Raw genomic sequence first — 26598 nt, forward strand, 5'->3', positions numbered from 1 at the left:
TTTATACTCTTTCCTCATATCAATTCGTCGACGCTGTGATGCCGGATAAACCGTCGGTCGAGAAAATCCTTCCACCGCCCCGCCCAACGCCCTTCGCCAGTCAGCGGCCCCCAACTCATCAGTGCGCCTCCTTGCCCGTCAGCCAAGAGTGCTAATGCCGAGGTGGCGGGTTTAAAGCGGACAAGGGGTTGCCGAGTGAACAGACGTTGCAGATTATTTGCCAAAACCTCTCCCTGGCGTACCGCATATACGCCGTTTTTGGGGGTATTGGGGATTGCTGCGCAATCTCCAGTGACAAAAACATGGGGATGAGAGGGACTTTGTAGCGTGGCAGAGCTCTGAATAAAGCCTTGCCGATCACACTGCAGCCCCGAACTCTGCCACCAGGCTAATGGTGCCGGCCCGGTTGCCATGATCACCCTGTTTCCCTGCCACACCGCCTGCTTTCCGTTCATCAACTTGTCTCCGGCAAGGGTATCAGCAGTACAGTGCTCATGCACCTGAACACCCCTTTGGCGCAGATGACGCAGCGCTCGTGTCCGTAGCGAGGGGGGGTGACCGCGAAGCAGAGTACCGCCACAAAACAGTGCTAAAGAGGGTGTCTGATGCACCAGTGCCAGGGCTAACTCCACGCCAGCTGCGCCGCCCCCGATGATCGCCACAGGTTCGGGATTTTTCTGCCATCGCTCCACTGTCAGCAGAAAATCGGCAAAGGGTTTCACCGGACATATCTCGATGGATGATCGTTGACACTCGGGTAACCGGGGTATTGAACCGGTATTAACTGATAACCACTGCCCTTGCAGCCAGGTTCCGTCTGTCAACCTGACTCTTTTTCTGTCCGCCTCCAGTGTATCCAGCGTGCCTTGGATAAACTCAACCCCCGCAGCCCGACAGAGAGGGGGCAAATGAATACGGCACTGTTCCGGTCGATAGTGCCCGGCCAATAATCCCGGCAGCATACCGGAGTACCACGCATAGGGGGATGGAGAAAGCAAAGCGATGCGCCTTGCCTTGATAGGATGGGTTGCCCACTGACGCAACACCACCACATGTGCATGCCCTGCACCGAGCAACAGGATATCGAACGCTGCAGCCATCAGGCCTTCCCCCCCAAACGCCAACGATGAAAACGTGCCAGCCACTGCATTAACCATGGCGGTGTGTGGGCCTTTTTCCATGCACCTGCAACGTATTTATTAGCCTCACTCAGCGTAGGATAAATATGGATGGTCGCCAATATCTTGTTTAACCCATAGCCGTGCTTCATGGCGGCGACATATTCCGTGATCAGTTCGCCGGCCTGTTCACCCACCACCGTCACCCCCAGAATACGGTCACGACCTGGTTCGGTTAACACCTGTATATAGCCATGCGCCGCGTTTTCAGTGATGGCCCGATCAAGTTCACCGAGTTCAAACCGGGTAAGCTCATAAGCGATGCCTAGCCGTCTGGCTTCCTGTTCATTTAATCCAACCCGGGCAACTTCGGGATCGGTAAAGGTCGCCCAAGGCATTAGTCGATAATCCACTTTAAAGCGTTTTATCTGGCCAAACAGGCCATTGACAGCGGCATACCAGGCCTGATGCGCCGAGGCGTGCGTAAACTGATAGGGGCCAGTGACATCCCCTACGGCAAAAATGTGCGGAAACCGGGTAGCCAGATATTCATCGGTTTCCAGGGTACCATTTTCCCTGACAACCAGGGAGAGCGTCTCCAGGCCAAATCCACTCACATTAGCCACGCGACCCAATGCCAGCAGCACGCGATCAAAGGGCAGAGAGACTTCCGTGTCATCGGCCTGACTATGGCAGATGAACTGATGCTTGCCTGCGTTTGTCTCAAAGCGCACCGCATGATGCAGCAGGCGTAGATCCACGCCATCGGCTCGCAGTGCCTGCATCACGGCTTCACTGGCCTCGTGGTCCTCGCGCTTTAGCACCCGATCCCCCCGTTCAACTAGCGTGACCGCGCACCCCAGGCGCTGAAATGCCTGCGCCAACTCACACCCGATAGGGCCGCCCCCGAGGATTAATAACCGTTGGGGTTGTTCACGCAGTGACCAAATCGTGTCGGTCGTCAAGGCATCAATCTGTTCCAGGCCAGGAATATCCGGGATGACAGGTCTGGCACCGGTTGCAATCACCATCGAGCGAGTACTCAGGTGCTGTCCGTTGACCTCCACGCTCCAGGGGGAGGTCACTGTCGCTTTTCCCTGGATCACCTCTACGCCGAGTTGAGAATAACGCTCAACAGAATCATGAGGTTCGATACGTTGGATAACCTGTTGGACCCGCGCCATCACCGCCGCAAAATCGACCTGACCGGAGACATGTCGGAAACCCAGTTGCTCAGCATGTTTCAGATCGTTTGCCAAACGGGCTGCACGAATTAACGCCTTTGAAGGTACACACCCGGTATTCAGGCAGTCTCCACCCATGTCACCTTTTTCAATCAGCGTCACTTTTGCCTTGACGGCTGCCGCGATATAAGCCGAGACCAGACCGCCGGAACCTGCACCGATCACCACCAGATTCCGATCAAAGTGTGCCGGTTTGCGCCAACCGGCCAACAGTTGACGGCGTTTAAACGCCTTCAATGCACTACGGGAAATCAGGGGTAACAGACCGAGCAGTGCAAATGCCCCGAGCAACCCCGGTGAGACAATCCCCGCCAGAGAGGTGATCTGCGCCAGCTCGCGGCCTGCATTCACATAGACCAGTGTCCCTGGCAACATGCCCAATTGGCTGACCCACCAGAAGGTTTGTGCTGGCAGGCGGGTTACCCCCATCGCCAGATTGATCAGGAAGAAGGGGAAAACCGGCACCAGCCGCAATGCGAACAGGTAGAAAGCCCCATCCTGCATGATCCCTTTATCAATGACCCCAAGCCGATGCTGAAAACGCCGCTGTACCCAATCACGAAGCAGGAAACGGCTGATCAACATGGCCAGTGTTGCCCCCAGGGTTGAGGCAAAGGAAACCAGTACGGTGCCTTGCATCATGCCAAACAAGGCCCCGGCAAGTAACGTCATCAGTACAGCACCCGGTACAGAGAGCGCGGTAATCAGCACATACAATAGGAAAAAGGCGCCACCGACCAGCCAGGGTTTCTCTGCTACCCAGCCATTCAACCTCGCCTGATGACTTTTCAATACTGCCAGATTCAGGTACTCCGCTGGCGGGAAGAGTGTGAAAAGCCCCACGGCCAGCAGGATGATCACCAGCAAAAGTGTTTTTTTGTTATTCATTATCATGCTCAACATCCTTTGACAGAGAACCAAAGTGAAGCGTTTGTGACCACCCGGAGAGGCCAGCGGGGCGCAAATTACCAGAATTTTTCCAGACCAGGTTGCTTCTTGGAATCGCCTTCGGCGCATTGTGTTTTGGCCGTTCGCTTTATGGTGTGCTGCCAATGCGCAGCAGTTGTTCCAATGCTGCTATATCCGCTTCCTGAGCGGCTGAATCAGTTCAGGACGCTGTATCATGGTGTATTCCTTTTCAGTTTCATGCTGTTGAGTATAGGTAACGCTCACGGTTGTCGTCATGCTGAAATATCTTTTGGGCTGACCTTCCTATAAATATTGGTCGCGGCTGAGAGCCTGTCCGACGATGTGGTTAAAAATCTGCTGGAAGATGACGCTGTGGATGAAGTGGTTGCTACAGTTCTGGCTAAGGGTAGAAGCGTAAGGAACTTTTTCGGTGTGAGTCATGTGATGGGCAGACGGTTCTTTTAGCATGGAGAACAGTCCATTTATTGCACAGACGTTATTAGATCAAAGCCCTGACCAATAGTCAGGGCTTTGTCAGCGATCTGAAAGCCGTCACTAGATGTGGCGGCTTTTGACATTTATTGTTGGCCCTATTTATTGCTGTTCAGGCTCTTTTTCGGCATCCATTGGCGCAGTAATCGGCTCTGGTGCTTCATTAACCCAGGCGCTGATCAGGCGATAAGAGACCGCCAGAACCACCGGGCCAATAAACAGACCAATCATACCAAAGGCCAGCAAACCACCGATAACGCCGGAAAGAATCAGAATCAATGGCAGGTCGGCACCCATGCGGATCAATGCTGGGCGCAGGACGTTGTCCAAGGTACCCACCACACAACTCCAGATCAACAACACTGTCCCCCAAGTGGTATCGCCACTCCAATACAGCCAGATAATGGCAGGGATTAAGACCAATAATGGCCCCAATTGAGCAACACAAAATATAAACATCAATACTGACAGCAAGGTCGCGGCGGGAATACCGGCAATCGCTAAACCAATGCCTCCTAGCACTGATTGTACCAATGCGGTTACAACCACCCCGAGAGCCACGGCGCGGATAGCTTGCCCGGCGAGTACTACGGCGGCATCACCTCTGGCAGCACCAAGACGCACGGCAAAGTGGCGAATCGCCATACCAACCTGTTCCCCTCGGGCATACAACAAGGCACTGAATAACACCATCAACACGCAGTGCATCAGGAAACGGCCAATATGAGCTGCCTGGGTGACAAACCAGGTGGCTGTCTGACCGAGGTAAGGTTGCACTTTAGCAATCAATGCGCTGCCACCGGTATTGATTGACAGATGATAGCTGCTATATACCCGCTCCCCGATCAGCGGAATATCGCGTAACCAGGCTAATTCAGGAATATTGACTTTACTGGGGGTATTCACCCACTCCAGGAGTGGGGCGCTGTTATCCACCACACTGCTAACCAAAAGTGCAATAGGGAGAACAAACAGTAAAAGCAGTAGGATGGTCATCACCACTACGGCGAGGGAGCGGCGACCCCAGAGTATACGTTGTAGCTTAATCAACAGCGGCCAAGTGGCAATCACCACCATGCTGGCCCAGGCAAAGCCAAGAATAAACGGTTGCACTACCCAAAAACTGGCAAGAATCATAATGGCGATAAACAACACACCAAAAATAATCGTGGGTAAATCGTATCGGCGTTGCAGTTGTGTCATGAATGCATTTTCATCCTGTTTCAGTTAAAACCTTTACGCTTTCATCATGGTGCATTTGCAGCAATTTTCACAGTTGGCAGAGCGCTTAACGGCGACCGCTTCTGTTGCTCTCACTTTATGATAATGTGAATGCGTTCACGAAATGAAGTATGTTAGTTTTTACTGACCATAAAAAATAGGGGGAGTTGTGAATATAGGCGTATTCCCCAATTTATTTCGTTGCCGGCTGCACCCATGCAGTTGGTTATCATCATGCAATTAAATAACAGACAGGGTCAAAAAGCGAATGATCCCACAGATTTCCCAGTCACCCGGCATCGTTCAACCGGTAGTCGATTTTTTAGCAGCGCTAAAACAGAACGGATTCAGCGGCGATATGGCCACCAGTTATGCGGATCGCCTAACGATGGCAACGGACAACAGTATCTATCAATTATTACCTGATGCAGTGCTGTTCCCCCGTTCAACGGCAGATGTGGCATTACTGGCCCGTTTGGCGGAGGATGAGCGTTTCAAAGCGCTGACTTTCAGCCCACGCGGCGGCGGTACCGGTACTAACGGCCAATCCCTTAACAGTGGCATTGTGGTTGATATGTCACGCTACATGAACCGCATCCTGGAAATCAACCCAGAGCAAGGTTGGGTCCGGGTTGAAGCTGGGGTGATCAAAGACCAGCTTAACCAGTATCTGCGACCCTTCGGTTATTTTTTCTCGCCAGAATTATCCACCAGTAACCGAGCCACGCTGGGGGGGATGATCAATACCGATGCTTCCGGCCAGGGATCACTGGTTTATGGTAAAACGTCGGACCACGTGCTGGGGTTGCGGGCAGTATTGTTGGGGGGGAGATGATCGATACCCGCGCGATGCCCACCCTGTTGGCGGAAACCATTGCCCAGGAAGAGACACCCGAAGGGCGTATCTATAATACCGTGCTAAACCGTTGCCGTGAGCAGCGCGCCCTGATTTTAGAAAAATTCCCCAAACTTAACCGTTTCCTTACCGGCTACGATTTGCGCCACGTTTTGAGCGACGACCTGCAAACCTTCGATCTGACCCGTATTCTCACCGGGGCCGAAGGCACCTTGGCATTTATTACGGAAGCACGGCTGGATATTACCCCGTTGCCGAAGGTACGCCGTTTGGTCAACGTAAAATATGACTCTTTTGATTCCGCGCTGCGTAATGCCCCGTTTATGGTGGAAGCCAACGCCTTATCGGTAGAAACGATTGATTCTAAAGTGCTCAATCTGGCCCGTGAAGATATTGTCTGGCATTCGGTCAGTGAGTTAATCACCAATGTGGTGGATAAAGAGATGCTGGGGTTGAACATCGTCGAGTTTGCTGGCGATGATAGTTCCGTTATCGATAGCCAGGTGTCGTCGCTCTGTCAACGCTTGGATGAATTGATCGCTACGCAGCAGTCTGGGGTGATTGGTTATCAGATATGCGGTGACCTCAGTAGCATCGAGCGTATTTACAATATGCGCAAAAAGGCAGTAGGGCTGCTGGGAAATGCTAAAGGGCAAGCTAAACCCATCCCGTTTGCCGAAGATACTTGCGTACCCCCGCAGCATTTGGCGGATTATATTAGTGAGTTCCGTCAACTACTCGACAGCCATAACCTGAGCTATGGCATGTTCGGCCATGTTGATGCGGGAGTGTTACATGTGCGCCCGGCCTTGGACATGTGTGACCCGCAGCAAGAAGTGCTCATGAAGCAGTTATCTGACCAAATAGTCGCTCTGACAGCCAAGTATGGTGGGTTGTTATGGGGGGAACATGGTAAAGGTTTCCGGGCGGAATACAGCCCGGCATTCTTTGGTGAGACGCTTTATCAAGAGCTACGGCGCATTAAGGCGGCATTTGATCCGCTTAATCGCCTGAACCCAGGCAAGATTTGCCCACCACTGGGTGTGGATGCCCCGATGATGAAAGTGGATGCGCAGAAACGCGGCACACTGGATCGCCAGATCCCGCTGGATACCCGTCTCTCGTTCCGTGGTGCCATGGAGTGTAACGGTAATGGGTTGTGCTTCAACTTTGATGTTAACAGCCCGATGTGCCCATCAATGAAAATCACTGGCAACCGGATCCACTCACCGAAAGGGCGGGCAGCATTGGTTCGTGAATGGTTGCGTCTGCTGGCGGAGCAGGGCTGTGACCCACTTGCCCTGGAAAAACAGTTGCCACAACAGCGACTCAGTTTCCGCTTATTGATCGAAAAAACGCGTAACTCTTGGCTGGCGGCAAAAGGCGAGTATGACTTCTCCCATGAAGTGAAAGAAGCCATGTCAGGTTGCTTGGCTTGCAAAGCCTGTTCAACGCAATGCCCGATTAAAATCGACGTACCGAGTTTCCGCTCACGCTTTTTACAGCTCTATCACACACGTTATTTACGGCCGGTGCGTGACTATATGGTTGCTGGCGTAGAAGGCTATACCCCATTGATGGCCAAAGCGCCGAAAGTGTTTAATTTTTTCTTTAAACAACCGTGGGTGGGTGAACTGAGCCGTCGTACAATCGGTATGGTGGATTTACCGCTGCTTTCCAGCCCAACGTTGCGTCAGCAACTTGCCGGCCATGGTGCCGTTAGTACCACGCTGGAGCAGTTAGAAGCGATGAGTGAAGCACAGCGCCAACAGTATGTGCTGGTGGTGCAAGATCCCTTTACCAGCTATTACGATGCACAGGTGGTGGCTGATTTTGTTCGCCTGGTTGAGAAATTGGGCTACCAACCGGTGCTGCTGCCTTTCTCGCCAAATGGAAAAGCGCAACATATCAAAGGCTTTTTGGCGCATTTTGCCAAAACAGCACGTAAAACCGCGGATTTCCTCAACCGGGTGGCCAAATTAGGCTTACCGATGGTGGGGGTCGACCCTGCGTTGGTACTGTGCTATCGCGATGAATATCAAGAAATTCTTGGCGATAGCCGGGGGAGTTTCCAGGTACAGCTGGTACATGAGTGGCTACAACCCTTGCTGGCGGCACGTGAACAGCAGCCGACAGTGGAAGGGGAGGCATGGTATCTGCTTGGGCACTGTACTGAAACCACCGAGTTACCGGCGAGCACTGGGCAATGGAGCGCCATCTTTGCCTGTTTGGGGGCCAAACTGGAAAATGTGAATGTGGGTTGTTGTGGTATGGCGGGAACCTATGGGCACGAAGCCAAAAACCAACAAAATTCGCTCGGTATCTACCAGTTATCATGGCATCAGGCGCTACAACGTTTGCCACAGCAACGCTGCCTGGCAACGGGTTACTCTTGTCGTAGTCAGGTGAAACGTATGGAAGGTAATCAGTTACGTCATCCGTTACAGGCTTTGTTGGAGATAATAGTGTGAAGCTGTGGAAGCGCGAAATAACCTTGGAACAACTTAACCAGACCGGTGAAGGTTGCATGGTAGGCCATGTGGGGATCCAATTTACCCATATGGCAGAGGATTACCTGGAGGCAACCATGCCGGTGGATCACCGAACCACTCAGCCATTTGGTCTGTTACATGGTGGTGCTTCGGTGGTACTGGCGGAATCGATGGGTTCCATGGCCGGTTATTTATGCACCGAGGGGGATCAGAAGCTAGTGGGGTTGGAGATTAATGCCAATCATATTCGGGCGGTATTTAAAGGGCAGGTGCGCGGTGTTTGCCGTGCCTTGCATATTGGGCGCCGCAATCAGGTGTGGCAGATAGAAATTTTCGATGATCGTGATCGTCTATGCTGCACTTCACGCCTGACCACGGCGGTGCTGGAGTAAGGTGCTGGCGTAAATAGCAATAAAGGTGGCGAGGCTTAGGGACGAGCCGAGTCATTAAATATGGAATTTACGTAATTTGACAGTTCTGTTTTTTAGTTTTATTGCAAAAAAAACTAAAAAAGGATACTGTCGCTCAATCTGAAATAATAAGTAGCTAACGACTGATTGCGCGCCAGCGAATTGCGAAATGGTTTTTATACTTAACTTGCTTAGTTGTGTTAACTTGTGTAACACAGCGAATGGCCGTATTTCATCCGTTACAACTTGCCGTTGAATCATCTAATGTAAGCGTAAACCAACATTCTATTAACAGTGATGTAGATACCACTTCCTCTGTTTCATGTAAACTTGGTGCCAAACTGCTAATGGCAGCATCACCAGTGATGTTTGAAGCAGTGATATTTGGGCTAGGAATGTTGTTCTTTATTTAGTCCCTGCTCATTGTTCCGCGCTTACAGTTACGTTTCCCTCCGCCAAGAGTTATCTCTCCAACTACCCTCCGGCTACATCTTCGATTATGTGTGTTCCGAGAATAAACAAACCCTCTGTTATACGGGGTGCTTTTTACTAATAAGTGAAATTTTATTTCATTAGTATTAACTTTGCTTAAAATTATATCTTTTACCTATACATAAAGTTAAAGATATTGATTGAAGGTCATCGGCAAAATTCATCTTGAAAGATATGACTCTGTGCCAATGGTTGTAAAGTTAATAAAAGGTATAAGTATTATACCCAAAATAATTCGAATTACTTGAAGGCAGCCAGCGATGGAAGCCCTAGGAGCATAGCCGACTATGTGACTAAGGTGACAGAGCGCAGCTAACACCCAAGCAGTTTGAAGTATGAAGGGTATATATCTCGGTATGAGATACCGCCCTGTGTAACTTAATAAATATAAAATTCACACAAGTGTTGTGTTAGGCATTGACCCAAGTTGATTCAAGATGCAACTAGGTGAGAGCTGAGCGAAGCACCAGACGCACAGAGCACTATGTGACTGTGTAGATAGCGTTCAGCCCATACCCAGGTACCATGAATGACGATAGGTATCGTCTGACCAATGAGCTTAAGATAAATATTTACGCCCAACCTTAATTGTGTTGAGTGAAATATGTTACTGAAAATGGTTAATTATATGTTTTTTAATAAAAATTCAAAATTTAAATTTACTCTGTTTAATATTGTTATCACTGCAATGTTACTGAATGCGCCTTCTGCCTTGGCAGAAAACAAATCTTCCCTTGCGGAAAGCAAACCTTCGATAAAAGTCACCTTGCTTGGTACAGGAACTCCAGAACCCTCTATTCAGCGCTTTGGTTCAAGTGCACTCGTAGAGGCGGGGCCGGAAAAAATGATTTTCGATGCTGGGGCTGGCACTGGCAAACGGCTATGGCAGCTAGGTATTCCTATTGGTAAAGCCGGTCCATTTTTTCTGACACATCTTCACTCCGACCATACAGTGGATATCCCTGATATTTGGTTGAATGGCTATGTTGCAACACCCTATGGTGGACGTAAGACACCATTAGAAATTTATGGACCTGAAGGTACTCAAAATATGATGATGTATTTGAGGAAAGCATTTGATTGGGATATTCGTGGCAGGGAAAATGGTCCAGGAAATCCTGTTATTAGCTTTAATGCCACAGAAATTAAAGAAGGTGTTGTTTTTAATCGAAATGGCGTCGTGGTGACTGCATTTCTTGTCGATCACGGACATTCTGACCTTACCCCGGCATTCGGTTATCGAGTAGATTATGCTGGGAAGTCAGTGGTTATCTCTGGTGATACGCGCTTTAATGAAAACTTGATCAAACATGCCAAAGGGACGGATGTTCTTATTCACGAAGTGACCGCAGGAAATAAAGAGTTATTAGCTCAATCTAAAGCGGCTAGAGGTATCGTCGCACTTCATACCCCACCGGATGATGCAGGGAGAGTATTTAATGCTGTCAAGCCAAAGCTCGCTGTATATACTCATATTGTTCTTTTAGGTAATAGTTCCTTTCCGGCACCTAGCGCCGATGACTTGATCCCTCTTACCAGAAAGACATATAAGGGGCCGCTAGTGGTTGGAGAAGATCTAATGAGAATTAACATCGGTGATGAAGTTAGTGTTGAAAAACTGAAGCTTCCCGCCCATTAAAATGGTACGACGAGTGGCTCTCGCTTATTAGCGTAGATAAGCCAGGAAAATACTTTTTCCGGTGATAAGCCCCTTGGGGTGTAAGCCGGAATTTCAGATTTTGCCGGGCTATAAGATCCAATTTTCCAATTCCGAGTTTGAGTAGCATTTCGCCCATCAGTCCGACTCGTCATACTAAAGTCATCGTTCGAATGGCCAGCGGTTCATCTCTCACTTACTCCACATGATAGTTGGAGACTAGGTTGCGAGCTGGTAAGCTCGAACAGCATAATGGGCAGATTATGAAGTGCTATTAATCCGGTATGCTCTAAAATATTCAATAATCGGATTGTTATTAAAGTACTAAGCACATATTTCAATCTCCAATCGTAATACTCTGCTGCTATGATGAGGTGGGTCCGAGTTACAGAGTATCTTGTTACTATATTTTATTGATTTTTAAGGAATATAAATGCAGGGAAAAACGGTTATAAAAAATTTTGGCGTATCCGGGTTAGCACTGGCGTTACTGCTAACGTTGTCGCTGTCGTCACATGCAGCAACTTCCACCCCCGCAGCAGGTCAACGTTTTAAAACGCTTGCTGATGTGATGGACAACATCATGCGTACCAAAGACAGCGCATGGCTTAGGGCGAATTTGGGTGAACCTGATAAAAAAGACACGCAATACCCTGGCTATGTGGTGTGGCGCTGGAATACGGCGCATCGAAGCGAAAATACTAAGCGGGAAATCCCCTGCGTTCAAAATTTTGCGCTGGATACAAAAGGACAACTTGTGGGCTGGTCTTCTGATTGTGCTGTAAATACGCCAGATAAAATGTATGGCGAAATAGCTGCGACAGCACCTATTCCAAAATCGGTTATACCTGCCGGCATTGCTGCAGCCACCCGGGCTAATGCAGACAAAGAGATCTCTCGATCAGCAACATTTGCTGACTATCTGGCTACCAAAGTCGGTAAAACAGAAGAGCAGATACATATTTGGTACAAAGACGTCAGCAGTATTGATAAATTGAGCAACGGCAAAGTAGTTAAAACCTACTACATTGAGTGGTCAACGGGCGATGTAGTGATAAGTTTCGATTACGACTGCAAATTCAGTTTGTCTTTCCTTAATGGTAAAGTTGTGGGTTATGATGCCGGTAACTGTAAGGATGCTTGGCCAGAAATAGTGGCAGGTACATTTGTCCACTATAGAACACCAGAAGCTCCCTGGAGTACCTTATAAGTTGTATTAGCTCAGACGAGATCTGATAGTTACCGATTATTTATACAGGTATCTGTCAGATTACATCTGGCTTAAATTTTTCTCAGCTAAGTTACGATTGCATATCGAAAAACCTCCCCACAGCGTTGACGGACTTTACTTGCTAACGCTGGCGCTCCTCGCTTTTCTATACACTGCAGTAAAATAGTAACTTAAGTGGCTTGATCTTATTGATAGGCCGAGAACCTTATATGGGAACACAGTGTTTTTGACAGCTCTGTTAACGTAACTGCATGATTTTTGGTCAACCCGAAAATTTTGGCGTGTGCCATTCAGTTACAATAGTTTCGAATGTATTCTCAGCAGATAATTTTTTGGCAAGTTGATCTGCTTTTAGTTAGGTAGATATCATTTTGCCTTAACGGTGGGATCTTTGTTGATTATACGAGGTTTTTATTGAGTTTGGGGGAGTTCAGTAGAGGTGTGATGGTGTCCCCTGCAGGAATCGAACCTGCAACTAGCCCTTAGGAGGGGCTCGTTATATCCATTTAACTAAGAGGACGCTGAGCAGAGATTATACTGTTTGATCAAGTCGTTATCTTACCGTAATTCCTCATGATTTTTCAAGTCATCCTCTGCGCGCGGTTCAGTGAGCTTTTCGGTGTTTGTTCACTCAGGATGGCAAGAGACAGGGCAAATGCAGGCTTATATTATGTCAATGAGAATTTACAATTCGGTTCACTGTTTTCCTTGCCAAGCTAAAACAGTGATCTTTCATTAAGTTAGTTGTTGACGATTCATTGACAATACTGATGATGGTTAGTGTATAACATATTGATTTCTAGGTGACTTGTTGCCTTTGAACTTATTCTTGCTACTATTGCAAAGGTATTAGTCAAATTTATTCACTGGCAAACTGCCGATAACCAGCAATAAACCGTGATAATAGTAGGGATGATAATGAAACGTGTGTTGACTTTAATTGGTGTGCTGTTGGCTACGGTAGTGACCGGTGCCCAAGCCACTAATGTAAACGAATATCCATTACCACCGCCAGGCAGCCGTCTGATTGGTGAAAATAAGGTCTATAACGTCACTAAGGATGGCCGTTCCTTGGAAGCCATTGCTGCTGAGTTCAAAGTGGGCCTATTGGGAATGTTAGAAGCTAATCCGGGGACTGACCCTTACCTGCCAAAGCCGGGTTCGGCGTTGACTATCCCACTGCAGATGCTGTTGCCAGATACGCCGCGGGAAGGGATTGTGGTGAATCTTGCGGAACTGCGTCTTTACTATTACCCGCCAGGTGAAAACAAAGTGATTGTCTATCCGATCGGTATTGGTCAGACGGGTATGCATACACCGCTGAAGGTGACGTCAATCAGTCAGATGATTCGTAACCCTACTTGGACACCGACACCAAATATTCGTAAGCGCTATCTTGCAGACGGTATCACGTTACCTGCTGTGGTACCGGCAGGGCCTGAAAATCCGATGGGGTTGTTTGCTATGCGTCTGTCCATGGCAGGGGGCAATTATCTGATTCACGGTACCAATGCTAATTTCGGTATTGGCATGCGTGTTAGCTCGGGTTGTATTCGTTTGCGTCCAGATGACATTGAAGCGCTGTTCAATATGGTGTCAGCAGGAACACGAGTACAGATTATCAATGAGCCAGTAAAAGCCTCTGTTGAGCCGGATGGTAAACGTTATGTAGAAGTTCATCAGCCTTTGTCGAAAGTAGAGAGTGATGATCCACAGACTATGCCAATCCTGCTTTCTAGTAGTAAGAAAGCATTTGCTGCTGATGGGCAGACAGATAGAGCAAAATTCGACAGCGCGATGGAACGGCGTTCTGGCATACCGGTGCTGGTCAGTGTAGGGCAATAGCATTTAAACAGCTTGTAGCACCTTATAGGAGCTAATTACAGGCTTGAACCATCAATCAGTTAAGTGGGTTAAAACGCTTGGCTAATGGGTTAACAAGAAGGGGGCTGGCATCTGTCGGCCCTTTTTTGTGGCTGGTAGTGAGTGGACTAAAATGCGATATAGTGGAGCTGAGAAGCAAAAAAAAACGGCGCACTAAGCGCCGTTTTGATAACATAGACAATCTTACTTTCTGTAAGAATGAGCCATGTTGTCCAGACGCTGGTTAGCGCGCGCTGCTTCGTCTTTAGCAGTTTGAACGTCAGCACGAACTGCGTTCACGTCGTTGCTCAGTTGGTCAACTTTAGAGTTCAGAGTCTGAACGTCAGAAGACAGTTGATCCAATTTAGCAGTGCTTGAGCAACCAGCCAGCATAGTAGAAGCTAAGATTACCGCGCCCAGTACCAGTTTAGTACGATTCATTATAACACCCTCTAGATTAAGTTAATCTCCATGTAGCGTCATAAGTATTACATAAACTTTTTTCGAAAGAGAATAATTTTTTTATATTTGGGCTCTTATTTTTGATCGTTCGCTCAAACTTGCACCTTTTTTTACAAAAGAGTTAAAAAAGCAAAGAAAAACAGGTGGATTTTACAGCGTAATCTTTGGTTTTGACTGGTTAAATAATGAGCAGGTGGGTGTATTCTTAAGAACTCAGGTTCAAAAGCAGGCACGGGGTTGAAAAAAATCGTGCCTGCTTGGTAATGATCAGTTACGCAGTAACATATACAGACGGGATAGATAAATCAGATATAGTGCGGAAATCAGATTGCTTAATGCAGTCAACACTATGCTGGCAACCTCACGTGTTAACGATGACTGACTGATCATAAACAGTACCAGAAATTCAGCGGCTAACCACAGCATCATTGCCGGGACGATCACTCGGGCATTGGCAAAAGCCAGTTTGCAGCTCTGCCTGAGAGAAGCAAAGATGCCAGGGCGGTCAGCAAAATAAATCACCGGAGCTAATGAGAACGAGATAGCCAGGATCAAACCTGGCACAATAAACAGCGTAAGACCTAATTGGATCAGAAGGGCACAGATAAACAACATCAGCAGTAAGCCGGGTAATTGTGGCAAAGAACTCCCCATCGCTCGTAATGCACTGGTGGTATGGCCTGCAGATACCATGCCTATTAACGTGAGAACTCCCCCCACCAGTAACGCATTGCCTACCAAAGCGGAGACGAGCGCGGCAGCAGATTGTTTCAAAAACAATATTTGCTGTTCTGGCGTCATAGTTTGAATGATTTCCTGGAGCCCCATTCCTGCTGTGGCGGTTAAATCATTCTTTGTGGCATTCAACAGTGCTAACTGCTCAGCATCGGGCTTTAAAGCCTGATTAAGCAACACAGAAATAAATGCCGTCAGCAGGGCTATCAGCAAGATACCGACCACCTGGTTACGGAAAAAGTTAAAACTGTCACGGTATAACATGCTGGCCGTGATAGGCATGCGGACTCCTTGGTGTCGATAGCAAAATAAATCAGTGTGTAATTGTACCCTGTTCTGTGCTGCTGTTGCACCCCGTGAAATACTCAGCGCTGATTTCTTCTACGATTATTGTATCAGCCACGAAAATGGCAGCGGTTTGAGCAACTGGAATTTTATATCGATCCGTTCACTGGCAAGTTGTGATTTTTGATTTACATCAAAATAGGTTTTTATTTCGATTCTGTTAATTGTTGTTTTTGGTGGAAATTTACAACTCTAGGCACAAGATGTGATCTCGATTGGATCATAACTCGCTGTAAATAGGTATATTTAACCCGGATATAAACCACAAAAATGGAATGGATAATGAAAAAGACAACTCTGGTGATATTGGCTACCATGCTGACCCCGATGTTAGCAAGCGCGCATCAAGCTGGTGATTTCTTGGTCCGTGCAGGTACGGCAACCGTACGTCCGAATGCCGGCTCCGATAATGTTCTGGGGCAGGGCTCTTTCGATGTTAATAACAATACACAATTAGGGCTGACCCTTGGTTATATGGTCACCGATAACATTGGTGTTGAGCTGTTGGCTGCCACCCCTTTCCGCCATTCAGTTTCGCTCAATGGTTCCGCTGTTAATGGAACCATTGCGACAGTCGAGCATTTACCGCCGACCCTGATGGCGCAGTACTATTTTGGTGATAAGCAGGACAAACTGCGTCCTTACTTGGGTATCGGTGTCAACTACACCATGTTCTTTAATGAGAAGTTTAACGACTATGGTAACAGTGCTGGTGTGAGTAATCTGGATCTGAAAAACTCTTGGGGTGTAGCGGGGCAGGCTGGCCTGGATTACAACCTGGATGAGCACTGGATGCTGAATATGTCAGTCTGGTGGATGGATATCAAAACCGATGTACGCTTTGATGTTGCCGGGCAAAGTCAGAGTATTGACACTCGTCTCGATCCCTTTGTGTTTATGTTTGGCGCAGGTTATCGCTTTTAAATCAGTCCATTCAGGAGGCGCTTTTGGCGCCTCCTTCTTGTGACCCGGTCATAATAGAAGAGATTATACGCGCGTTGCCGTTTTCATTCTGCGAACAAAGTCCCCTAATTTAGCTAACATTTCATCAGGTTGAGCCAGGTTCTGTTCGATGACTTTGACAATAGCGGAGCCAGAGATTGCCCCAGCGGCCCCCGCTTGTAAGGTCTCCTTAACTTGAGAAGGCTCAGAGATGCCAAACCCTTGTAATGGTGGTGGTGCGTTATATTCACGTAGCTTATTTACCAAATGGTGCAGTGGTAACTGCGCGCGACTTTCGGCTCCTGTCACCCCGGCGCGTGAAAGCAGATAGGTATAACCACGGCCATGGGAAGCAATGTTGCGCAGCAAATCATCATCAGCATTGGGTGGGCAAATATAGATGGGAGCGATGCCATGGCGGGTTGCGGCGGCACGAAAGGGTGCCGATTCTTCGAACGGCACATCAGCTACCAATACCGAGTCAACCCCGACCTCAGCGCAACGCTGGTAAAATGCATCAATACCACGATGGAATACCAGGTTGGCATACATCAGTAGGCCAATGGGGATCTGGGGATGTTTCTGGCGTATTGCTGCCAGTATTTCGAAACATTGTGTGGGTGTCACCCCAGCCTCAAAAGCACGTAGTGTGGCATTTTGAATGGTTGGGCCGTCAGCGAGAGGATCTGAGAAGGGGATCCCCAACTCCAGGGCATCGGCACCGTTTTCTATCAAGGTATCAATGATTTTTAGTGATAACGCCGGGTTTGGATCCCCCAGGGTAACAAATGGGACGAACGCGCCTTCTTTATTATGTTCTAAGCGCTTGAACAGTTGCTGATATCGTTCCATCAGATTTCTCCCCGTGCTTGCAAAATATCGTGAACGGTAAATATGTCTTTGTCGCCGCGGCCAGATAGGTTAACCACCAGAATTTGCTCTTTCTGCGGGGCTTCGCGCACCATTTTCAGGGCATGTGCCAGAGCATGAGAGGACTCCAGTGCCGGGATAATCCCTTCGTGGCGAGAAAGCGCTTTAAAGGCGTCCAGAGCCTCTTCATCAGTAATAGAAACGTATTCTGCGCGGCCAATACTGTTCAGATAGGCATGCTGTGGGCCGACAGAAGGAAAATCCAGCCCGGCAGAAATTGAATAGGACTCTTCGATTTGCCCTTCAGAGGTTTGCATCATCGGCGATTTCATCCCGAAGTAGATACCGATGCGGCCATGCTTCAGCGGTGCGCCATGTTGACCGGTTTCGATACCCAGACCGGCGGGTTCAACGCCAATCAGGCCTACACTACTTTCATCAATGAAATCCGCAAACATGCCGATGGCGTTGGAGCCACCACCGACACAAGCCAGGACGGCGTCAGGTAGGCGACCTTCACGCTCCAACACTTGGCGTTTAGTTTCTTCACCAATCATGCGTTGGAATTCACGGACGATGGTCGGGAAGGGGTGAGGACCGGCAGCGGTTCCCAACATATAGTGAGCCTTTTCATAGGAGCCAGACCAGTCACGCAGGGCTTCATTACAGGCGTCTTTTAATGTGGCAGACCCACTGTGTACGGCGATCACTTCCGCACCCATCAAACGCATACGGAACACGTTTGGCGATTGGCGTTCAATGTCTTTGGCACCCATATAGATGCGGCATTTGAGGCCGAGCAGGGCACAGGCAAGTGCAGAGGCGACACCATGTTGACCGGCGCCGGTTTCAGCGATGATCTCAGTTTTACCCATACGCTTGGCCAACAGCGCTTGGCCCAGTACCTGGTTGGTTTTGTGCGCGCCACCATGTAGCAGATCTTCACGCTTCAGGTAGAGCTTGGTCTTAGTACCTGCAGTCAGATTTTTACACAGTGTTAGCGCAGTTGGCCGCCCCGCGTAGTTGCGTAGTAAGTCGATAAATTCTGCTTGAAACTCTGGGTCACGCTGCGCGCTGACAAAGGCTTCTTCAAGTTGTTTTAACGCCGGCATCAGAATTTGTGGTACGTATTGCCCACCAAATTCGCCAAAGTAAGGGTTAAGTAAGGTCATTATTTTTCCCGTTATTATCTATGAAAAGATCAATAGTTGCGCAAAGCCTGGAAAACTGCCGCCAGGCGTGAAGCATCTTTGATGCCGGGTTGCTGCTCAACGCCCGAATTGAAATCCAGGCCAACACTACCCAGTAATGCGGCATCCTCACAGTTATCGGCGTTTAAACCACCGGCCAGCATCACGTTATCGAGCGATTGCCCAGGCAGCAGTGACCAGTCAAAACGCATTCCAGTACCGCCTGCTCCATTATCCAGCAGGTAACGGTCAACATATTGTAGATTGCGGTCTGGCAAAGATGCCTTGACGCTCAGTGCTTTCCAGATCTGGCAGCTTGCGGGGAGTTGGACTCGCAACGCGTTGATATAGTTTTGATCTTCCATACCGTGTAATTGCACGGCATGCAAACCAAGCTGTTCGGCAGTTTGTGCCACCTTCGTTATCTGCTCATCGCAGAATACACCGACATATTTCAAGGGTGCACCAGTGAGCACTTCTCTTGCACGGCCGACATCCAGATAACGCGGTGAGCGGCTGACGAAGATCAACCCACCATAGTTGGCACCGGCCTGGTAAGCAGCCGCCGCATCTTGGGGCCGGGTCAAACCGCAGACTTTATTATCACCTAAGGTAATGCGGCACACGGCACGGCGTAAGTTACTTTCTGACATTAGTGCACTGCCAATCAAGAAACCATCGGCATACTGGCTGAGTTCACGGATCTGCCGGTAACTGTTAATCCCGGATTCACTAATCACAGTTACCCCTGCTGGTACCTGTGGAGCCAGCAAACGGGTACGGTTCAAATCAATGGAGAGATCGCGCAGGTCACGGTTGTTGATGCCAATCACCCGAGCTTCAAGCTGTATGGCACGTTGCAGTTCGTCCTCGCTGATGACTTCAGTCAACACCCCCATATTCAGGCTATGAGCTACGGCGGCCAACTGACGATATTGTTCATCATTTAACACCGACAACATCAGGAGAATGGCATCAGCTTGGTAATAACGGGCCAGATAGATCTGATAAGGGTCGATGATAAAGTCTTTGCACAGCACCGGTTGAGTGACTGCTTGGCTCACCAGGGGTAAAAAATCAAAGCTGCCCTGGAAATACTTTTCATCAGTCAGCACCGAGATCGCTGAGGCAAACTCCCGGTAGACCGAAGCAATAGCCACTGGGTCAAAATCCTCACGAATTAACCCCTTGGAAGGGGAGGCTTTTTTGCATTCAAGAATAAAGGCGGTTTTAGGCCCTTGCAATGCCTGATAAAAATTGCGGGTAGTGGGCACCACCTCATGTTGAAAGCTGGACAGTGGTTGCTGTTGGCTACGTGCCGCGACCCATTGCACTTTGTCACGCACAATCTTGTTAAGTACGGTTTCCTGCATTATTTATCCTCTCGCTGCCAAGGCAGTGACAAGCTGGTAAGCTTGCCCACTGTGGAGCATATCTAATGCCTGCTGCGCATTATGCCGCAGGTCTTCCTGACCGAATAATTTCAGTAACAGTGCTACGTTAGCCGCCACGGCTGCCGCATGAGCGCGCTCACCCTTACCTTGTAATAACCGGCTCAGAATATCACGGTTATCCTCAGGTGTTCCGCCCAGCAGTGCTGACAATGGGTGACTCTCTAAACCAAAAGAACTCGGCGACAATTGATAACTTTCAATTTCGCCATCACGGAGCTCAGCGACATGGGTAGTGGTATGGATTGCCACTTCATCCATGCCACCGCCATGAACCACAGCAGCACGTCGGTAACCGAGCACACGCAGCGTCTGGGCAATGGGGAGCACCAGGTCTGGGCTGTAGACACCGATTAACGCCAAAGGAGGGCGTGCTGGATTGATGAGTGGACCCAGTACGTTAAACACGGTGCGGGTTTTCAATTGCTGACGAACGGGCATCGCATGGCGAAAACCGATGTGGTATTGCGGTGCAAACAGGAAGCATACGCCAAGTTCATCCAGCGCCAAGCGTGACTGTTCTGCAGGTAAATTCAGATTGATGCCAAAGGCCGCCAGTAAATCAGAAGAACCGGAACGGCTGGAAACACTGCGGTTACCATGTTTGGCGATTTTAGCTCCGCAGGCGGCAGCGACAAAGGCACTGGCCGTAGAGATATTAATACTGTTGGTGCCATCGCCTCCGGTACCAACAATGTCAGCAAAGTCATAATCTGGTCGTGGAAAGGGGAGCGCATTGGCTAACAATGCTTGCGCGGCACCGGCAATCTCCTCTGGGCGTTCACCGCGCACTTTCATGCTGATCAGCGCAGCGGCCAATTGGCAATGTTCCAGCTCACCACGCACAATGGCGTTGAACAGTTGCTGGCTTTCCAACTGATCCATCGTCTCTGAGCGATACAGTTTTTCAAGAATAGGTTGCATAGTCATTTACCTTAATTATTTCGCCAGTACCCAGGCCAGCGTCTGCTCAAGCAAACGGGCGCCCTGGATAGTCAGAATCGATTCGGGGTGAAATTGAAAACCACATACGCGGTGTTGATCATGGCGAACGGCCATCACCATGTCACCGAAATGAGCATTGACGGTGAGTTCGGCAGGGAGACGGCTGCCCACCAGTGAATGGTAGCGAGCTACCGGCAGTGGGTTGGGCATGCCGGTAAACATGCCTGCACCATCGTGTGTGATTGCCGATGCTTTGCCGTGCAGAATCTCACCGGCTTGACCCACATGGCCACCATAAGCCTCCACGATCGCCTGGTGCCCAAGGCAGATACCAATAATCGGCATTTTCCCGACCAAGCGCTGCAATAACTCTGGCATACAGCCTGCAGCGGCAGGCGTCCCCGGGCCAGGGGAAAGCAGCAACACCGGGTTTTTCATCTGTCGCAGGCGGTCAATGATGATATCGGCGGCAATCTGGTTGCGATAGATCACCACGTGGTGACCGCTAGCGCGCAATTGATCAACCAGGTTGTAAGTAAAGGAGTCGACATTATCGAGCAATAGGATATCAGCCATCAGAACACCTCCTTGGCGTGATGTGCGCTGGCAATAGCACGTAACACGGCACGCGCCTTATTTCGTGTTTCGTCTGCTTCTGCCTGAGGTACTGAATCCAACACCACGCCAGCGCCGGCTTGCACGGTGGCAATACCGTCTTCAACATAGGCCGAACGGATGACGATGCAGGTATCGAGATCGCCGTGAGAGGTAAAATAGCCGACGGCACCACCGTAACTACCACGACGGGTGCCTTCTGAGGCGGCAATCAGTTGCATGGCTCTCACTTTTGGCGCACCACTCAGGGTGCCCATATTCATACAGGCCTGATAGGCATGGAGAACATCAAGATCACCACGCAGTTTGCCGACAACACGAGAAACCAGATGCATGACAAAGGAGTAGCGGTCAACTTGGGTCAGGTCAGCAACATAACGGCTGCCTGGTTCACAAATACGAGCCAGATCGTTACGAGCCAGATCCACCAACATCAGGTGCTCTGCCAACTCTTTGTGGTCGGTGCGCATTTCCAGTTCAATACGACTATCGAGATCCCGATCCAGCGAGCCATCAGCATGGCGTCCACGCGGGCGCGTTCCGGCAATCGGGTAAATTTCGATCTGACGGCTGATGGCGTCGTATTTCAAAGCACTTTCCGGTGAGGCACCAAACAGGGTGAATTGGTTATCCTGCATAAAGAACATATAGGGACTTGGGTTATTTTCCTTCAGAGTCTGGTAGGCAACCAGTGGATTGGGGCAAGGTAACGAGAACCGGCGCGAAGGAACTACCTGAAATATTTCACCATGGCGAATCGCCTGCTGTAGTTTGCTGACGACGGCAGCATACTCTTCATCACTTTGGTTACAGTGTAACTGCATATCTGCCAGTTTTTGCTGGGGAATAGCGAGAGGCGTCTGTTGCAGTTGCCCCTGAAGTTGTTCAAGGCGCTGCTGTAAACGTAATGTCTCTACGGGGTCGCCGGTGAAGGCACTGGCTTGCAAACGGGCAACAGCATGTTGATGATCGAGCACCAGTAATGTTTCCGCCAAGTAAAAGCAGAAATCGGGGCAGTGCTGATCTTGACGAACCTCTGGCAGCTCTTCAAACCCGGCGACGAGGTCATAGGCGAACAACCCACCGAGCAGCATGGCTTCACGCTCATCAGCGGGAGTTTCAACCAATGTCAGTATCGCTCGCAGTGCATCAAACACTGACAGTGAACGCAGGCGAGCATCTTCATCTTGCAAGCAATCAATGGCTGGGAAGGTCAACTCACGCCCATTAGGCACCACCTTGATCTGCACCACGCGAGGGAGCGCTTGGTCCAATAGTGGCAGCAATGCAGCGCCATTGGCTGTCAAGGCTTGCAGATTGACATGACGACCCAAGGCAGTAATGCGTAATGCGCTATCAACAATCAGCAGACTCTTCAGGTTTTGCTTGCTATCGATCTCAGCCGATTCCAATAACAACGTAGCCGGACGAGCCCCACACAACTGATGAAAAATGGCGGTAGGGTCACTCCGGTAACCCGCCTGGGCGGTAAATAGTTGAAGCTGAGGTTTATTGTTCATCATGGGTCCAGTTAAATCTTGTCCATAAAAAAGCCCGCTACTTTCGGCGGGCTTCGGGAATTTGCAGTGTCAGATGACAGGCACGCGTTACCACTCAACCCTTGATTGAGATTGACGCCACCAACGAAGAAGAGAAGTTTGCTTAATCATTTTATTTGCTCTCTATATCTCATCTAGACAGGGTTATCACTCCGAACTCGTGTACTAGTTAACTAGTTCGCGCATGTAAAGTCAAGTGTATTTCCATCAAATTTTTAGTCATTGAATGGTGCAAATGGGTAGCGAACTCAATAAGGTGACAAAAATGGGGGATATAGAAAAAGAAAACGGCCCGTAGAGGGCCGTTGGTGATTCAGAACTATTTCGCTAGCCGATTATTTCTTTGACTTTTTTTCCGCTTTGGCGGCAACAGGGGCGGCAACCACGGTATCTTCTAGTGCTTCGCTGAATGCGTGGCCATAGTAGGTATCCATCAAGATTTGCTTGAGTTCAGCAATCAACGGATAGCGTGGGTTAGCACCGGTACATTGGTCATCAAACGCATCCTCAGACAGTTTGTCGACTTTTGCCAGGAAATCAGCTTCTGGTACACCGGCGTCACGGATTGAAGCAGGGATGCCTAGTTCAGTTTTAATCTCATCCAACCACTTCAGCAGTTTTTCGATTTTCTGAGCGGTACGGTCACCGGCAGCACTTAACCCCAGATGATCAGCGATTTCAGCATAACGACGACGCGCTTGTGGCCGGTCATACTGGCTGAATGCAGTCTGCTTGGTTGGGTTGTCGTTTGCGTTATAACGGATAACGTTAGCGATCAACATGGCGTTAGCCAGACCGTGTGGGATATGGAACTCTGAACCCAGTTTGTGCGCCATTGAGTGACACACACCCAAGAAGGCGTTGGCAAATGCAATACCCGCGATGGTGGCAGCGTTATGCACACGTTCACGGGCAACCGGGTTCTTGGCACCGTCTCTATAGCTGGCTGGCAGATACTCTTTCAGTAATTTCAGTGCTTGCAGTGCCTGACCGTCTGAGTATTCGTTTGCCAGTACCGAAACGTAAGCTTCCAGTGCGTGAGTTACCGCATCCAGGCCACCATAGGCACACAGGGATTTAGGCATGTTCATCACCAGATTGGCATCGACAATGGCCATATCAGGGGTCAGCGCATAGTCAGCCAATGGGTATTTCTGACCGGTAGCATCATCGGTCACCACTGCAAATGGGGTGACTTCTGAACCGGTACCGGAGGTGGTGGTGACCGCGATCATCTTCGCTTTCACGCCCATTTTCGGGAATTTGTAGATACGCTTACGGATGTCCATAAAGCGCAGTGCCAAATCTTCAAAATGGGTTTCCGGATGTTCATACAGCACCCACATGATTTTGGCTGCATCCATTGGTGAACCACCACCCAGCGCGATGATGACATCGGGCTTGAAGGAGTTCATCTGCTCAGCACCTTTGCGCACGATGCTCAGCGTTGGGTCAGCTTCCACCTCAAAGAACACTTCTGTTTCAATGCCATGGGATTTCAGCACTTTGGTGATCTGATCTGCATAGCCATTATTGAACAGGTAGCGGTCGGTGACGATAAAGGCGCGTTTTGCCCCATCGCTAGCCACTTCTTCCAGCGCGATAGGCAATGAACCCCGACGGAAATAAATTGATTTAGGAAGTTTGTGCCACAACATGTTTTCTGCTCGCTTCGCTACAGTTTTCTTGTTGATCAAGTGTTTTGGACCGACGTTTTCAGAGATGGAGTTACCCCCCCATGAACCACAGCCCAGCGTTAGTGATGGCGCGAGTTTAAAGTTGTACAGGTCACCGATACCCCCTTGAGATGCTGGGGTATTCACCAGAATACGTGCGGTCTTCATTTTGTCGCCGAAGAACTCAACACGTTCGGTTTGGTTGTCTTGGTCGGTATACAGGCAGGAGGTGTGGCCGATCCCACCCATCGCGACCAGTTTTTCGGCTTTGCTGACGGCATCGGCAAAGTCCTTGGCACGGTACATAGCCAGAGTGGGTGACAGTTTTTCATGAGCAAATGGCTCAGTTTCGTCAACCACTTTGACTTCACCAATCAGGATCTTGGTATTGGCAGGGACCTGGATACCCGCCATTTCAGCGATCTTAGGTGCAGACTGACCCACGATAGCCGCATTCAGGCCACCATTTTTCAGGATAATATCTTGTACCGCTTTCAGCTCTTTACCCTGCAGCATATAGCCGCCGTGGGAAGCAAAACGCTCACGAACTGCATCATAGGCTGAATCAACGACGATAACTGACTGTTCAGAAGCACAGATAACACCGTTATCAAAGGTTTTTGACATCAGGATAGATGCCACAGCGCGTTTGATATCGGCCGTTTCATCGATGACTACCGGGGTATTACCGGCACCAACACCGATAGCAGGTTTACCTGAGCTATAAGCGGCTTTAACCATGCCAGGGCCACCGGTGGCCAAGATCAGGTTGATGTCAGGGTGGTGCATTAATTGGTTGGACAAGTCAACGGTAGGTTGGTCAATCCAGCCAATAATATCCTTGGGGGCACCAGCAGCAATGGCGGCTTGTAGCACGATATCTGCCGCTTTGTTGGTGGCGTTCTTGGCACGTGGATGTGGCGAGAAGATGATACCGTTACGGGTTTTCAGGCTGATCAGCGCTTTAAAGATGGCCGTTGATGTCGGGTTGGTGGTGGGGACAATACCGCACAGTAGACCAATAGGCTCGGCGATGGTGATGGTACCGAAAGTATCATCTTCAGAAAGGATGCCGCAGGTCTTTTCATCTTTATAAGCGTTATAGATATATTCTGAAGCAAAATGGTTTTTGATCACCTTGTCTTCAATAATACCCATACCGGATTCTTCAACGGCCATTTTAGCCAGAGGAATACGGGCATCAGCAGCGGCGAGGGCCGCAGCGCGGAAAATATTGTCAACTTGCTCTTGTGAGTAGTTGGCATATTCACGCTGGGCTTTTTTGACACGCGCGACTAGGTCGTTTAGTTCAGCAACATTCGTTACAGCCATAATGCTCTCCTGATAAATGTTAAACTCTTTCAGTAAATAAGCCGTTTGAGTGTCGAGTCCCGATTCTGCATAGACCTGCCATCTTCAACGTTGCGGAAAGTGTGGGTTGAAAAACACCTTACCACCACGCATCCTGCTGATTTACTTAAAGAGCTTTACCAAGTGCAAGATTTGGTAGCAGGCTACTTTAAGAAGAGAGAGACAACATAGGGTGGTTTATCAGCCCGGTTACTCCCTTATTGCTATGGTTAAGAGCTTAACGATTCTTGAGTGGTAATTTTGTGACATACATCATAAAAATAGGATGCTGACACCTTTCAGCTATTGTTTATTGAGAACTATTTTCAATAACAAGTAGATTGTTGAATTATTTATGACAAGACATAAAGAATAGCATATGTTTTTAACAAGGCATTATCATATGCAACATTCTAGCTCACCGACATTTCGCTAATTAAGCGCTTGTCACTGGCATTGATTTCTAATGGCAG

16 protein-coding genes, 1 tRNA gene, 3 pseudogenes and 1 other annotated feature are annotated in these 26598 nt (G+C 49.1%); of the genes and pseudogenes, 7 read left to right on the plus strand and 13 right to left on the minus strand.

Annotated features, from left to right (window positions below; all coding sequences use genetic code 11):
• Positions 1 to 14 precede the first annotated feature (14 nt).
• The 3 genes from ACX9GV_RS07885 to ydiK form a co-directional block, all read right to left on the minus strand.
• Positions 15 to 1100 carry an FAD-dependent oxidoreductase gene (locus ACX9GV_RS07885; protein WP_473197659.1) on the minus strand — a complete coding sequence of 362 codons (1086 nt, stop codon included), beginning with the start codon at positions 1098 to 1100 and terminating at the stop codon, positions 15 to 17.
• Complete coding sequence (locus tag ACX9GV_RS07890) at positions 1100 to 3250, minus strand: FAD-dependent oxidoreductase (RefSeq protein ID WP_473197660.1); 2151 nt, start codon at positions 3248 to 3250, stop codon at positions 1100 to 1102. Before ACX9GV_RS07890 ends, ACX9GV_RS07885 begins: the two co-directional genes overlap by 1 nt.
• 615 nt (positions 3251 to 3865) lie before the next feature.
• Complete coding sequence (ydiK, locus tag ACX9GV_RS07895) at positions 3866 to 4966, minus strand: AI-2E family transporter YdiK (protein WP_473197661.1); 1101 nt, start codon at positions 4964 to 4966, stop codon at positions 3866 to 3868.
• A 286-nt stretch (positions 4967 to 5252) separates the two neighbouring features.
• On the opposite strand from ydiK, the pseudogene ydiJ reads away from it, so the two are divergent.
• The 5 genes and pseudogenes from ydiJ (at position 5253) to ACX9GV_RS07920 (ending at position 12101) form a co-directional block, all read left to right on the plus strand.
• A pseudogene (gene ydiJ / locus ACX9GV_RS07900) lies at positions 5253 to 8311 on the plus strand (D-2-hydroxyglutarate dehydrogenase YdiJ).
• Entirely contained in the window at positions 8308 to 8724 is a 417-nt protein-coding gene (gene menI, locus ACX9GV_RS07905; RefSeq protein ID WP_023490298.1) for a 1,4-dihydroxy-2-naphthoyl-CoA hydrolase, read from the plus strand. Before ydiJ ends, menI begins: the two are co-directional and overlap by 4 nt.
• A 161-nt stretch (positions 8725 to 8885) precedes the next feature.
• Positions 8886 to 9260 (plus strand): annotated as a pseudogene (locus ACX9GV_RS07910) (copper resistance protein).
• Between the two features lie 578 nt (positions 9261 to 9838).
• The gene (locus ACX9GV_RS07915; protein ID WP_473197662.1) at positions 9839 to 10873 is read left to right on the plus strand and encodes an MBL fold metallo-hydrolase; all 1035 of its coding nucleotides are present in this window, start codon (positions 9839 to 9841) and stop codon (positions 10871 to 10873) included.
• Between the two features lie 451 nt (positions 10874 to 11324).
• Entirely contained in the window at positions 11325 to 12101 is a 777-nt protein-coding gene (locus ACX9GV_RS07920) for a hypothetical protein (RefSeq protein ID WP_473197663.1), read from the plus strand.
• 86 nt (positions 12102 to 12187) lie between these two features.
• Here ACX9GV_RS07920 and ACX9GV_RS07925 read toward each other — a convergent pair whose 3' ends face one another.
• Entirely contained in the window at positions 12188 to 12286 is a 99-nt protein-coding gene (locus ACX9GV_RS07925; protein ID WP_473198003.1) for a phage integrase central domain-containing protein, read from the minus strand.
• Positions 12287 to 12567: 281 nt separating this feature from the next.
• Positions 12568 to 12642: transfer RNA gene (locus ACX9GV_RS07930), tRNA-Arg, on the minus strand.
• Positions 12643 to 13040: 398 nt separating this feature from the next.
• Here ACX9GV_RS07930 and ACX9GV_RS07935 point away from each other — a divergent pair.
• Positions 13041 to 13967 (plus strand): L,D-transpeptidase family protein, encoded by a 927-nt coding sequence (locus ACX9GV_RS07935; protein WP_023490005.1) that lies wholly within the window; start codon positions 13041 to 13043, stop codon positions 13965 to 13967.
• 222 nt (positions 13968 to 14189) lie between these two features.
• Here the strand turns inward: ACX9GV_RS07935 and ACX9GV_RS07940 are convergent, their stop codons facing one another.
• Together ACX9GV_RS07940 and ACX9GV_RS07945 are read right to left on the minus strand one after the other, a co-directional pair.
• Positions 14190 to 14426, minus strand: coding sequence for a major outer membrane lipoprotein (locus ACX9GV_RS07940; RefSeq protein ID WP_023490004.1), 237 nt, complete (start codon positions 14424 to 14426; stop codon positions 14190 to 14192).
• 288 nt (positions 14427 to 14714) lie between these two features.
• A complete protein-coding gene (locus ACX9GV_RS07945; RefSeq protein ID WP_473197664.1) occupies positions 14715 to 15464 on the minus strand; it encodes a YciC family protein in 750 nt (249 codons plus the stop codon).
• A 345-nt stretch (positions 15465 to 15809) separates the two neighbouring features.
• Here ACX9GV_RS07945 and ompW point away from each other — a divergent pair, with 345 nt between their 5' ends.
• Complete coding sequence (ompW, locus tag ACX9GV_RS07950; protein WP_473197665.1) at positions 15810 to 16451, plus strand: outer membrane protein OmpW; 642 nt, start codon at positions 15810 to 15812, stop codon at positions 16449 to 16451.
• A 63-nt stretch (positions 16452 to 16514) separates the two neighbouring features.
• Here ompW and trpA read toward each other — a convergent pair whose 3' ends face one another.
• The 6 genes and pseudogenes from trpA to adhE all read right to left on the minus strand — a co-directional run bounded on the left by trpA (position 16515) and on the right by adhE (position 26107).
• The gene (trpA, locus tag ACX9GV_RS07955; RefSeq protein WP_473197666.1) at positions 16515 to 17321 is read right to left on the minus strand and encodes a tryptophan synthase subunit alpha; all 807 of its coding nucleotides are present in this window, start codon (positions 17319 to 17321) and stop codon (positions 16515 to 16517) included.
• Positions 17321 to 18514, minus strand: a complete 1194-nt coding sequence (gene trpB / locus ACX9GV_RS07960) for a tryptophan synthase subunit beta (RefSeq protein WP_473198004.1) — start codon at positions 18512 to 18514, stop codon at positions 17321 to 17323. The genes trpA and trpB overlap by 1 nt, the downstream gene beginning before the upstream one ends.
• 26 nt (positions 18515 to 18540) lie before the next feature.
• Entirely contained in the window at positions 18541 to 19902 is a 1362-nt protein-coding gene (trpCF, locus tag ACX9GV_RS07965) for a bifunctional indole-3-glycerol-phosphate synthase TrpC/phosphoribosylanthranilate isomerase TrpF (RefSeq protein WP_473197667.1), read from the minus strand.
• A gap of 3 nt (positions 19903 to 19905) precedes the next feature.
• Positions 19906 to 21501, minus strand: a pseudogene (gene trpD / locus ACX9GV_RS07970) (bifunctional anthranilate synthase glutamate amidotransferase component TrpG/anthranilate phosphoribosyltransferase TrpD).
• Complete coding sequence (locus tag ACX9GV_RS07975) at positions 21501 to 23063, minus strand: anthranilate synthase component 1 (protein WP_473197668.1); 1563 nt, start codon at positions 23061 to 23063, stop codon at positions 21501 to 21503. The pseudogene trpD and the gene ACX9GV_RS07975 overlap by 1 nt, the downstream one beginning before the upstream one ends.
• Positions 23064 to 23084: 21 nt before the next feature.
• Positions 23085 to 23189, minus strand: a sequence feature (Trp leader region).
• Positions 23190 to 23434: 245 nt separating this feature from the next.
• Positions 23435 to 26107 (minus strand): bifunctional acetaldehyde-CoA/alcohol dehydrogenase, encoded by a 2673-nt coding sequence (adhE, locus tag ACX9GV_RS07980; RefSeq protein ID WP_473197669.1) that lies wholly within the window; start codon positions 26105 to 26107, stop codon positions 23435 to 23437.
• Positions 26108 to 26598: the final 491 nt, after the last annotated feature.

Source organism: Serratia sp. 25CWL12 (assembly GCF_055790885.1).